This is a genomic window from Nocardia sp. NPDC055053, from assembly GCF_053608285.1.
The window spans coordinates 42,744-54,793 of sequence record NZ_JBSGVD010000006.1; the positions used below are offsets into that span (position 1 = coordinate 42,744).

The 12,050-nt window shown below is 68.8% G+C and carries 10 protein-coding genes; 6 read left to right on the forward strand and 4 right to left on the reverse strand.

Annotated elements, in window-relative coordinates; genetic code table 11:
- Positions 1 to 73 precede the first annotated feature (73 nt).
- On the reverse strand, positions 74 to 1,024 hold the full coding sequence (locus tag ACWF82_RS08220; RefSeq protein ID WP_452499240.1) for a LysR family transcriptional regulator: 951 nt from the start codon (positions 1,022 to 1,024) through the stop codon (positions 74 to 76).
- Between the two features lie 481 nt (positions 1,025 to 1,505).
- Here ACWF82_RS08220 and ACWF82_RS08225 point away from each other — a divergent pair, with 481 nt between their 5' ends.
- Positions 1,506 to 3,557 carry a thioredoxin domain-containing protein gene (locus ACWF82_RS08225; protein ID WP_452499242.1) on the forward strand — a complete coding sequence of 684 codons (2,052 nt, stop codon included), beginning with the start codon at positions 1,506 to 1,508 and terminating at the stop codon, positions 3,555 to 3,557.
- Between the two features lie 21 nt (positions 3,558 to 3,578).
- Here the strand turns inward: ACWF82_RS08225 and ACWF82_RS08230 are convergent, their stop codons facing one another.
- Both ACWF82_RS08230 and trhA read right to left on the reverse strand, forming a co-directional pair.
- Positions 3,579 to 5,060: an adenylate/guanylate cyclase domain-containing protein gene (locus tag ACWF82_RS08230; RefSeq protein WP_452499244.1), complete on the reverse strand. Its 1,482-nt coding sequence runs from the start codon at positions 5,058 to 5,060 to the stop codon at positions 3,579 to 3,581.
- A 115-nt stretch (positions 5,061 to 5,175) separates the two neighbouring features.
- A complete protein-coding gene (gene trhA, locus ACWF82_RS08235) occupies positions 5,176 to 5,865 on the reverse strand; it encodes a PAQR family membrane homeostasis protein TrhA (RefSeq protein WP_452499246.1) in 690 nt (229 codons plus the stop codon).
- A 248-nt stretch (positions 5,866 to 6,113) separates the two neighbouring features.
- On the opposite strand from trhA, the gene ACWF82_RS08240 reads away from it, so the two are divergent.
- The 4 genes from ACWF82_RS08240 (at position 6,114) to ACWF82_RS08255 (ending at position 9,603) form a co-directional block, all read left to right on the forward strand.
- Positions 6,114 to 6,893: an isoprenyl transferase gene (locus tag ACWF82_RS08240; protein ID WP_189026173.1), complete on the forward strand. Its 780-nt coding sequence runs from the start codon at positions 6,114 to 6,116 to the stop codon at positions 6,891 to 6,893.
- Positions 6,893 to 7,162 carry a hypothetical protein gene (locus ACWF82_RS08245; RefSeq protein ID WP_452499248.1) on the forward strand — a complete coding sequence of 90 codons (270 nt, stop codon included), beginning with the start codon at positions 6,893 to 6,895 and terminating at the stop codon, positions 7,160 to 7,162. Before ACWF82_RS08240 ends, ACWF82_RS08245 begins: the two co-directional genes overlap by 1 nt.
- 147 nt (positions 7,163 to 7,309) lie before the next feature.
- Positions 7,310 to 8,428: a hypothetical protein gene (locus ACWF82_RS08250; protein WP_452499250.1), complete on the forward strand. Its 1,119-nt coding sequence runs from the start codon at positions 7,310 to 7,312 to the stop codon at positions 8,426 to 8,428.
- A gap of 113 nt (positions 8,429 to 8,541) precedes the next feature.
- Positions 8,542 to 9,603 carry a hypothetical protein gene (locus tag ACWF82_RS08255; protein WP_452499252.1) on the forward strand — a complete coding sequence of 354 codons (1,062 nt, stop codon included), beginning with the start codon at positions 8,542 to 8,544 and terminating at the stop codon, positions 9,601 to 9,603.
- On the opposite strand, the gene coaA is transcribed toward ACWF82_RS08255, so the two are convergent.
- Positions 9,604 to 10,536, reverse strand: a complete 933-nt coding sequence (gene coaA, locus ACWF82_RS08260) for a type I pantothenate kinase (protein WP_452499254.1) — start codon at positions 10,534 to 10,536, stop codon at positions 9,604 to 9,606.
- Positions 10,537 to 10,736: 200 nt separating this feature from the next.
- Between coaA and ACWF82_RS08265 the strand changes: the two genes are divergently transcribed.
- Positions 10,737 to 11,939 carry a DUF885 domain-containing protein gene (locus ACWF82_RS08265; RefSeq protein ID WP_452499256.1) on the forward strand — a complete coding sequence of 401 codons (1,203 nt, stop codon included), beginning with the start codon at positions 10,737 to 10,739 and terminating at the stop codon, positions 11,937 to 11,939.
- The last annotated feature ends 111 nt before the right edge of the window (positions 11,940 to 12,050 follow it).

The following is a 12,050-nucleotide window of genomic DNA, read 5'->3' on the forward strand; positions in this document are numbered from 1 at the left end:
AGACGCGATCGGTCCGCACCGAATCCGGTGCGGACCGATCGTTTTCCGCACCCTCGCCATCCGCGCTTGTCGATCACAGATGGATCGGCACCGCGCAGTCCTCGAAGTTCGGGTGCTCCAGCTGGTACACCAGATCCGGATTGGCATCGCGGACCCTCCGGGCGATCTCGACGAACGATCGCACCAGCGTGGTGCGGTGATCGGAACGCCAGCCCACGGCGACCTCGTTGGGTTCGGCGTCGATGACCGGGATCAGCCTCACCCGGGGGAAGGAGATCCAGCGGGCGCAGGCGGCCGTGATCACCAGGCCGACGCCGGTCGAGACCTTGTGCAATTCCTCGAGCACGGTGCTGGACCGGGAGACGATGTCGGCCGGTTGCCCGCCGCGATGAACATCCAACTCCCAGAAGGTGTTCCACACCGGATCCGTGCAGGCGGCGCCGAGCAGGCGTTCATGCGCCACGTCGGCGGCCTGCACGGACGCGCGGTTCGCCAACGGGTGGTCGATCGGCAGCATCACCGCCAGGGGTTCGGCGAAGAGGCGCTCGAACTCGAGGCCCTCGTGGACGAAGGGATGCCGCACGATCGCCACGTCCACCGAGCCGGCCCGCAGGCCCGCGGAGGGGTCGTCGTAGCCGAACTGCCGCAGTTCGAGGCTGACCTCGGGATGGCATTCGCGGAAGGCGGTCAGGAGCGGTTCGGTCAGGGTGAGCGCCGCACCCTCCATACACCCCAGCACCAACCGGTCCTGTTCACTGCGATGGACCACACGCGCCCGTTCGGCCGCGGCGTCGAGCCGGGTCAGCCCGTAGCGCACCTCCTTGAAGAACACGGCGCCCGCGGCGGTGAGTTCGACGTTGCGCGTGTTCCGGGAGAACAGCACAACGCCGAGGGTTTGCTCCAGCTGTTTGATCTGTGCGCTCAGCCCCTGCTGCGCCACATGCAACCGGTGCGCGGCGCGGGTGAAGCTCAATTCCTCGGCCACTGCTACGAAGTAGCGCAGTTGTCGTGTGTGCATATCCATGGTGGGCCAGTGTAGGGCGGCGGAGTGCTAACTGAAACGTTTCGGTTTCTTTCTTGTGCCGGCGCGCTGACAGTGCGAATGATGATCCTGCGGATTGTGATCAACAATTGTTTCTTGTCGATTTTCGGGAGTTGGTGTTTTCTGATCCCTTCACCAGTGTCTCCGTGGTGAGCGATAGCTCGAGCGGTTCGGCCGGCTGATCCGAATTTCGCCGCTCCCGCTCGCGCCATCGACACCCTGGTTTCCGGCGTCCTCGTCGGCAGCGTGGATCCCGGCGAGGTGTCCGACCGCGAAATCCCCTCGACACAGATACCGGCCGAAGTGGCGTCATGTGATGGCGTACTACGCTCCATGTGATGGCCCACGAGTCAGCGGTACGGTGGCGGGATACGTGTGCCATCCCGGCAAGTCCGAACCTGCGGGTGGAAGCGAAGCGGCCGAACCGTGTTGTGTGCCGGCTTGACATTGGAGGTTGTTGGGCGTGAACCAATTGGCTACTGCGACATCGCCTTACCTGCGTCAGCATGCCGACAATCCGGTGGATTGGCGGGAGTGGGGTGCCGAGGCGCTGGCCGAGGCGGCGCGGCGGGATGTGCCGATCCTGCTCTCCATCGGGTACGCCTCGTGTCACTGGTGCCATGTGATGGCGCACGAGTCGTTCGAGGACGCGGCGACGGCCGAGCTGATGAACGCGGGGTTCGTCTGCGTGAAGGTCGACCGGGAGGAGCGGCCCGATCTGGACGCGGTGTACATGAACGCCACCGTCGCCATGACCGGGCAGGGCGGGTGGCCGATGACGTGCTTCCTCACCCCCGACGGGGCGCCGTTCTACTGCGGCACCTACTACCCGAAGCAGCCGCGCGGCGGGATGCCGTCGTTCACCCAGCTGCTCAGCGCCATCACCGACACCTGGCGCAACCGGCGGACAGACGTGGACCAGGCGGCCGAGCAGGTCACCGAGGCGCTGCGGGCGCAGGCGACCGGGCTGCCCGATGCCGAATTCGCTGTAGTCCCTGATCTTCTCGACACCGCGGTGCGCGCGATCGCCGCCGACGAGGACCGCGAGCACGGTGGTTTCGGCGGTGCGCCGAAGTTCCCGCCGTCGGCGACGCTGGAAGGTCTGCTGCGGCACTGGGAACGCACCGGTGAGCAGTCGGTGTTCGATCTGGTGGAGCGCACGGCCGAGGCGATGGCCCGCGGCGGCATCTACGACCAGCTGCGCGGCGGTTTCTCCCGCTACTCCGTCGACGCGGGCTGGCTGATCCCGCACTTCGAGAAGATGCTCTACGACAACGCCCTGCTGCTGCGCGCGTACGCCCACCTCGCCCGCCGCTCACCCGCGACGCCCCTGGAATCGTTGCCGCACCGCGTGACTCGCGAGACCGTCGAATTCCTGCTGGCCGACCTCGGCACGGCGGACGGCGCGTTCGCCTCCGCGCTCGACGCCGACACCCAGCTCGAGCCGGGCGGTCCCGGCGTCGAGGGCGCCACCTATGTGTGGACGCCGTCGGAGCTGATCGGCGACCTCGGACCGCTCGACGGCGTCTGGGCGGCAGAGGCTTTCGGCGTCACCACCGGCGGCAACTTCGAACAGGGCACCTCGGTGCTCACTCGCCGCAGCGACCCCGTCGACGCCGAGCAGTCGACCCGCTTCGACCGGCTGCGCAAGAGGATGCTCGAGCTGCGCGCGCAGCGCCCACAGCCCGCCCGCGACGACAAGGTCGTCACCGCGTGGAACGGCATGGCGATCAGCGCGCTCGCCGAAGCCGGTGCGGCACTGGAGGAACCGTCCTGGGTGGCGGCCGCGGTGCGCTGCGCCCGGTTCCTGCTCGACGTCCACCTGGTCGACGGCAGACTGCGCCGCGCCTCGCTCGACGGCGTCGTCGGCACCCCGCCCGGTGTCCTCGAGGACTATGCCTGGCTCACCACCGGTCTGCTCGCCCTCTATCAGGCGACCGGCGAAGCCGACTGGCTCGCGGCCGCACAGGTGTTGCTGGACAGCGCGATCGAGCATTTCGCCGACCCCGAACGTCCCGGTAGCTGGTTCGACACCGCCGACGACGCGGAAACCCTGGTGGCCCGTCCCCGCGACCCGGTCGACGGCGCCACCCCGTCCGGCACCTCGGCCCTCGCCGAAGCCCTGCTGACCGCCGCTGCCGTCGCCGACCCCGAACGCGCCGTCCGCTACCGCGAACTCGCCGACCACACCCTCGGCCGCGGCGCGGTCCTGCTGGCCCGCGCCCCCCGCTCGGCGGGTCACTGGCTGGCGGTCGCCGAGGCCTCGGTCCGCGGACCCATGCAGGTGGCGATCACCGCCACCGAGAAGTCCTCCGCCGCCACCGAACTCCTCGCCGCCGCCCGCACCTGGTCACCCGGCGGCTCGATCGTCCTGGCCGGTCCACCCGACACCGCGCCGCTGCTGGCCGACCGCCCGCTGGTCAACGGTGGCCCCGCCGCCTACGTCTGCCGCGGCTCGGTCTGCGACCTCCCGGTCACCGACCCCACGGCGTTGACCGAAGCGCTGCGCGCCTAGGGCTTTACGGTCGAAGCAGGCTCACCGCCCAGGCGGGACATCGGTCCAGGTTCGGGTGCGCCCGGGGATGCCGCGTAGCCGGAGGTCCTTGTATCGCTTCCAGTGCGCGCGCTCGTGGGGTGTGGCGGCTTGCAGCACCGGATCGCTGACCAGGATTCGCTGGGGCGCTTCCTTGGCCATGGCGGTGAGGCGGGCCGCCTCGTTCACCGCGTCGCCGATGACGGTGAATTCGAGGCGGGTGTCGGCGCCGACGTCGCCGGCGAAGACCTGACCGCGGGCCACGCCGATGCCGACGTCGAGTTCGCCGGTGGCGACCACTTCGTCGCGGATGCGGCGGGCGGCGCGCAGGGCGGGGGTTGCGTTGTCGTGCAGGGCCGAGGGTGCGCCGAAGATGCACAGCGCGGCGTCGCCCGCGAACTTGTTGACCAGGCCGCCGTTGTCCTCGGTGGCGGCGACCACGGTCGCGAGTAGCCGGTTGAGCTTGTGCACGAACTGTTCCGGCGCCATCTCGGCCGACAACTGGACCGACCCGGTCACGTCGACGAACAGCGCCGACACGATCCGCACGTCACCGGTGAGATCGGTGCTGCCCGACAGCGCGCGTTCGGCGACCGTCGAGCCGACATGCCTGCCGAACACGTCCTCGGTGTGCAGCTGGTCCTGCAGTGTCGCGGCCAGCTCGTTGACGGAGTGTTCGAGCCGCCCGATCTCGCTGGCGCTGCCGACGGGCACCCGCACGTCGAGTTCGCCGCGGGTGATCCGGTCCAGCGCCAGGTACATCGTGCGCATCGGGGTGGCGACCGAACGCGCGAGCAGCGCGGTGGCGAGCGCGCCGACGGCGAGGGCGACGAGGGTGAAGATCCAGGCGGCCCGCACCCGGTCCTCGGCCGGGGTGGCCGGGTCGCTGAGCACGACGATGATGATCAGCCCCGGCAGCGCGCTCGACACCGCCCAGGTGACGAGCACGCGCACGAGCACGGTGGAACTCGGATGCACGGTGGGCCCGAGTACGGCCGCGATGATCGGGACGGCGGGACGGATCAGGCGGTCGAGGATCAGGTAGGTCGCGCCCGCCGATTCCAGCGCACCGAGCGCGAATCCGGCGATCACCACCGCGTCGTTGTCGTAGTCGGTGAACCGGTCGACCAGCCAGACCGTCAACGCGATGCCGGGTATCCACAGCACGATCGCGCGCACAGTGATCGCGGCGGGCAGCGCGATCAGGCGGCGCGCTTCCTCCGGTGTCGGTTTGCGTCCGTCATCGAGCCAGCGCAGGTATCGGCGCCGGTCGTAGACGGCCAGCGCGATGCCGATGCCGACGGCGAACGCCGGATAGATGGCCAGCAGCGACGCCGCTTCCCGCCAGTTCGGCCCGACCCGGCTGAACACGCCGTCCGCCCAGGCGATGAGGAAGATGGCGCCGAGACCGACCAGGTTGGCGGTGATGACCACCAGTCCCAGCCCCCAGTAGCTGCGCAGCGCCCAGCGGACCAGTCGATTCATCGCGCACGCCAGAACCCGGAGCGCCGAAACACCCGGGTATCACGAGCTGCGCTGACGGGTGACACGAATATCGAGCATAGAAGGCCGGGTCGCGCCGATCGCGCGCACGCGCCGGTCAACCGAGCAGCACCAGCCAGATCGCGATGTAGTGGAACACCGCCGCGACCACCGTCGCCGCGTGGAAGAACTCGTGATGTCCGAAGTGCTCGGGCCAGGGATTCGGCCATTTCGTCGCATAGAGGATCGCCCCCGCGCTGTAGATCACGCCGCCGATGGCGAGCAGCACCAGTGGCAGCACTCCCACGTTGTGCAGCAGTTCCGGCGCGACCGGCACGATCGCCCAGCCGAGCAGCAGATACAGCGGGACCCCCACCCACCGTGGCGCGGTCGGCCACAGCATCTTCAACGCCACCCCGGCCAGCGCCCCCACCCACACCACGATGAGCAGCACCCGCCCCGTCGAGCCAGGCAGCCCGAGCAACGCGAACGGCGTATAACTCCCCGCGATGAACAGAAAGATCATCGAATGATCCGCCCGCTTCATCCGCACCCTGGCCCGCACGCTCTGCCAGGTCACCCGGTGATACACCGCACTGATCCCGAACAGCGCGCACACCGCCACCCCATAGACCAGCGTCGACCACCCGGCAGTAGCCGAATCCCGAAACCCGAACACGACAAGCACCGCCACCGCGACAGCGGCAACCCCCACCGCCCACGTATGAATCCACCCCCGAAACCGCGGCTTCCCCAAAATCCCCGGCTCCCCGACCCCCACGGCAACAGCCTCCACGAAACCTCCCATGCCGAAAACCTACGGTACCGTAAGTTACCGCCAACGCTACGTCAGCACCACCCCCCACCACCACAAACGTGCCAACAACCACACCACCGATCACCCAACAGCCAGCCCACTGATCTCGCAAGCACATGGGTAACTCCCCAACCACCTCCCACCTACCCCGCCCCTCACCGCATGCCCGATGCATGACGGGTTTCCTCCCAAAGACCGGCCGAAGTCTCGGAGAGGCGGTCCAGGCGTAGGGTGCTGGGGTGGAGTTTCTCGGGCGGGTGCGTGGTCTGCCGTACCGCATCTACGAAGCCAGACTGTCCAAGCAGCTGGCCGACAAGCAGCATCCTCGCCATGTTGCCGTGATGTGCGACGGCAATCGCCGCTGGGCGCGCGAGAACGGTTTCACCGATGTCAGCCACGGTCATCGGGTCGGCGCGCTGAAGATCGCCGAGCTGGTCGGCTGGTGTGCCGACGAGGGCATCGAGATGGTCACCGTCTATCTGTTGTCGACGGAGAATCTGCGCCGCGATCCGGAAGAGCTGGAGACGCTGTTCGAGGTCATCACCGATGTGGTGGAGGAACTGTCGGCGCCGGAGCAGAACTGGAGCGTGCGGATCGTCGGCTCGCTGGCGGGTTTCCCGGAGCTGATCGCGAAGCGGCTGCGGGTCGCCGCGGAGCGTACGAGCGGGCGTGACGGCGTGCATGTGAATGTCGCGGTGGGTTATGGCGGGCGTCAGGAGATCACCGACGCGGTGCGTTCGCTGGTGCGTCAGGAGATCGCCGCGGGTGAGTCGGGCGAGGATCTGGTGCAGTCGATCACCGTCGACGCGATCGGCCAGCACCTTTACACTTCGGGTCAGCCCGACCCGGATCTGGTCATCAGAACCTCTGGTGAGCAGCGGCTTTCGGGTTTCCTGTTGTGGCAGAGCGCCTATTCGGAGATCTGGTTCACCGAGGCGTACTGGCCGGAGTTCCGGCGGGTCGACTTCTTGCGCGCACTACGGGATTACGCCGCGCGGCACCGCCGTTTCGGCGTTTGATGTCAGCGGGGTCGCGTACTCTGCGGGCAGCGGACCCCGAACAGCGGATCCCCGAGGCATTCGGTGAACTCACCGGCGCGGCTTTCGATTTCGGTCCGATCGGGGTCGGGCCGGGTCGCCTCGCCAAGGTGACGGCGCAGGTCGAGCTGGGGCAGCCACGGATCACGATCCCGTTGCATGTCGATCTGGTCGTGGATCTCGCGGTCGACCGGTCCCGGTTCCAGGTCGACGGCACCGTGCACCTGCTCGACGCGGCGTGGAAGTTGTAGGAGAGTCGCCCTGTCCCCGGCGATGTGCGGGCTAGGCGTACCTGCGCATTCGCTCCGGCCATGCGCACGTCTTCGGGCGGCTGCGCCGACAGCGTCGATTAGGCTGCTGCGCGAGACAAAGCCCGACGACACGTGCAGGGGTGTGCTGTGGGAGTTGCGAGGAAGCCAGGACCGAGCCGGATCGCGGCGATCGGGGTGGTGTCGAGTGTCGTCGCGCTGCTCGCGGGGTGCGGTGCCGACAAGACGGCGCAGCCGCGGGTCACACCGACCGAACAGCAGGATGCCGCGGGTTCGGTGTTCGCGTACCGCACCGCCGATGAACTGGTGGTCGTGCGTGGCGCGGGGACGGTGCGCGCGCCCGGTAGTTTCGGGTACTCCTCGGCCGCGGTCGGTTTCACCAGAGACGGGCAGTTCGCGTTCTCGGTGGAGACGAGTTCGAAGACGCTGGTGGCGTTGAGCGTGCGCGACGGTTCGATATCGCGGACCGAGTGTGACTGCACCGACGCGGTGGCCGTGCGTGGCGCGGTGCTGGCCTGGTGGCGGGAACCGGGCCAGATCATGACCCTGGATCTGTCGGGCACCGCACCCGCCGCGCCCGAACAGGATGTGGTGCTGCCGGATTCGCCGAGCCCGCTCTCGGGCGGCAGCTGGGACGGCGCCAGGCTGGTCGCGGCCACCGACGACTACCTGCTGCTGGCGAGGGTCGAGTCGCGCGGACTGTGGTGGGAGAAGAACCACCTCTACGCGATCGGCGCCGACGCCATCCTGCCGCTGGGCCGCGTGCCCGGCATCGACGCCCACCTCTCGGCGGCCGCCGGACCAGACGGCCACACCTTCGTCCTCGCCGGCGCGACCGCCCGCAGCGCCACGTGCGGCACCGGCCACGTCGCGACCATCGACGCCACCACCAATGCCGTCCAGGAACTGCCCGCGCTGCCGGGTGAGTGCTCGGCGGCCTACAGCCCGCGCTGGGGCGGTGACGCCACGATCACCGTGGCCACCCGGAGATGGGCCGACCTGGCGGGCGCGCCCAGCGCGGTCGACCGGCTGCAATCGGCGGCGCAGGGCTGGGCGCCGGTCGGCGAGAACCCGGTGGTCGACATGTTGCCGCGCGCACAGGAGTCCGTCGTCCAGGTGGTCGCCGGTGACCCGACCGACATGCGCGACACCCCGCACGGGGTACTGGTCGTGGAGAAGGGCGGCGCGCGAACCGAGCTCGCCCAGCAGGTCGTTTCCCTCGGTGCGCCCGCGGCCACGAATGGATAGATCGGCGATCGAACCGATACGGCGCGCGCTCCGTATACCTCGGCGCCGGGAAGGTTCCCGGTCGATCGGTGCCGCGCAGGGGCGGCGCTGATGGGGGAGCGCCGGAGGTAGTGATGCGAAGCAGTGGGATACGGATGGTCGTCGCGGCGGCGGTCGGGCTACTCGGGGCGGGCTGCGGTACCGCGCTGCCGCAGGGTCCGCAGATCGTGACGGCGGCGCCGTTGTCGAACCAGATGTTCGCGGTGCGCACGACGATCGGGATGGGCGTTGCCGACGCGACCGGTATGCGCGGCGACCGCGTCGGCGACTACTGGGAAATCGGTTTCAGCCAGGACAATTCGCTCGCCTACGCGATCGACACCGACGGCGTGGTGTCGTCGATGGAGACCGCGGAACTGCTGGTGTCCTCGGGCCGCGTCGACTGCCGCTGCACCCGGGTGTTCCCGCTGTACGACGCGGTGATCGGCTGGTGGCGTGACGGCGCGATCATGCAGGCCGACCTGCGCACTCCCGACCCTGTTGTGCTGCGCTCGATTTCGCTGCCCGCGCCGCGTGATTCAGTGGGCAAAGGCGCCACGCTGACCGGCACCGAGTTGATCGCGCTGGACCGGAATCGGGCCGTGCTCACACGGATCGAAACGTTCCCCGGCGCGAGCTGGGGCATCAACCACCTCTACGTCGTCGACCTGAATTCCGGTGCGGTGCAACAGTTCGGCCGGATCCCGGAGGTGAATACCGTGTTCCGTCAGGTGGTGATCGCACCCGACGGGCGTTCGGTCGCCGTCGCGGGCTACAGCCGTGACAATGTCGCCTGCGGCACCGCGTCGGTGCACCGCCTCGATCTCGTCGCCGGGACGGTCGATTCCGCCGGACCGCCGTTCCCGTCGTGCAGCTCGATCGCCGATATCCGTAGCGACGGTACGGATATCGTGCTGACCAGGCTGGTCTGGGACCGCGCCGAACCGCAGACGCTCGTCTCGTCGACGGTGTGGCGCTACCGCGACGGCTGGACGCAGGTCGGCGCCGACCCGGCACTGCGCGTCATCACCGCACCGATCGCGCTCGAACTGCGTAACACCGGCCGGGCCTCGCCGTTCGGCGACCTCGCCGGCGACCTGTACGTCGACGGTAAACCGGTGTTGCACAACGTGCTCGAAGTGCGCACACCGCACTGATCAGAGCTTGCGCAGCCGCAACCGGTTGATCGTGTGATCGGAGTCCTTGCGCAGCACCAGCGTTGCGCGCGGGCGGGTCGGCAGGATGTTCTCCACCAGATTGGGCCGGTTCGTCGAATTCCAGATGTCGCGCGCGGCCGCGGTGGCCTGCTCGTCGCTGAACCCGGCGTAGTGGTGGAAGTGCGCGTCGGGGTGGGCGAAGCCGGTCTTGCGCAGCGCGAGAAAGCGCTGCACGTACCAGTTCTCGATGTCCTCGATCCTGGCGTCGACATAGATGGAGAAGTCGAACAGGTCCGAGACCATCAGCCGCGGTCCGGTCTGCAGCACGTTCAGGCCCTCGACGATGAGGATGTCGGGCTGACGCACGCAGTGCGCCTCATCGGGCACGATGTCGTAGGAGACGTGCGAATACACCGGCGCGCACGCCTCTTCGGCGCCCGACTTCACCTCGGTGACGAAGCGCAGCAGCTTGCGGCGGTCGTAGCTCTCCGGGAAACCCTTGCGGTGCATGATGCCGCGGCGGGTGAGTTCGGCGGTGGGATAGAGGAATCCGTCGGTGGTCACCAGATCGACCCGCGGATGGTGGTCCCAGCGGGCCAGCAGCGCCTGCAGCACGCGCGCGGTCGTCGACTTGCCGACCGCGACACTGCCTGCGACGCCGATCACGAACGGCACCTGCTTGTCCGGATGCTTCTCGCCGAGGAAGGTCGCGGTGGCGGCGAACAGCCGCTGGCGCGCGGCCACCTGGAGATGGATCAGACGGGCGAGCGGCAGATAGACCTCGGCGACCTCCTCGAGATCGATCTGCTCGCCGAGACCACGCAGGCCGGTCAGTTCCTCCTCGGTCAGGACCAGCGGAGTCGACTTGCGCAGGGTCCGCCACTGCTTCCGGTCGAACTCCACATACGGGCTCGGCTCGCTCATCCGTGCCACCTACCCGACGCTCCGTCCAGGCGTACACGCACAGCTGGGCTGCCCGTCCAGTGAGATCCGGGATAACTCTGACCGCATGCCGCGATTGTGCTCCGTCTCGGTCGCCCACGCGCAACGGGGGGTTTGGCTACTGGCCGGTAACGAGCGACAACCCCGAGGTAGGGCCCGCTTTTCCGATTCACCCCGTAAGGTCGGGCACTATGGGGTCACATCCACTTGTCACTGAATACCTGCGGCTCGGACTGGCTTTCGACCGGCTCGAAGAAGGCTTCGTCGACGCCTACACCGGCGACCCGCAGTTGCGTCGCGACGTCGAGAACGCACCGGTCCCCGATCCGGCCGAGCTGGTGAAGCGGGCCGTCGAGCTGCGTGCCGGCCTGGCCGACGCGGGCCTGTCGGCGCGGCGCACCGAATTCCTCGACGCCCATCTGGTGGCGATGGAGTGCTCCGCCCGCAAGTTCGCCGGTGAGGAGATCGGGTTCGTCGACGAGGTCCGCGCCTATTTCGACGTCGACATCACCCCCGGCGACCCCGACGACTACCGCGAAGCCCACCGCCTGATGGACGAGGTGCTCGGCGGCGACGGTCCGCTGGCCGAGCGCGCGGCCGCGTACCGGCGCGGCGACGAGATCCCGCCGGAGCGGCTCGCGGTGTGCGTCGAGGCGTTCTCCAGCGCGCTGCGCGAGCGGGTCCGCGATCGCTATCCGCTGCCCGACCACGAGACCGTCACCTACGAGGTGGTCGGTGACAAGCCGTGGTCCGGATTCAATTACTACCTGGGCAATTTCCGCTCCACGGTCGCGATCAACTCCGACCTCAAGCAGCACATGGCGCAACTGCCCGCGCTGATCGCGCACGAGGCCTACCCCGGACATCACACCGAGCACTGCCGCAAGGAGGCCGGGCTGGTCGCCGCGGGCGAGGACGAGCAGACGCTGTTCCTGGTCAACACCCCGCAGTGCCTGATGGCCGAAGGCCTGGCCGACCTGGCCTTGCAGTCCATCATCGGGCCCGGCTGGGGTGCGTGGGCGCAGGAGATCTACGCCGACCTCGGCCTGCGTTTCGACGGTGAGCGGGCCGAACGCTTCTCGACCGCGTCGGCGAAACTGCTGAGCGTGCGGCAGGACGCGGCACTGCTGCTGCACGATCAGCATCGCGGCGACGACGAAGTGGCGGCGTTCCTGCAGCGGTGGAGCCTGGCCACGCCGGAGCGGGCGCGCCAGTCGCTGCGGTTCCTGTCCTCGCCGCTGTGGCGGGCCTACATCAGCACCTACGTGGAGGGCTATCGACTGCTCGGCGGCTGGCTCGACAATGCCGTCGACGCGCAGGATCGGGTCGAGCGGTTCGGTCGCCTGCTCGACGAGCCGCTCACCCCGGGCGCGATCCGGCGGATGCCGGTGTGACCGCTGGATGACGGCGCCGCCGCCGGGTGGAACAGCTGTGAGCTGCGTCTCCCCGGTGGCGGCCGCGTCCGTGTTGCGCTATCCCCGTGCTCGGGCGTCCGCGCGCGGCCC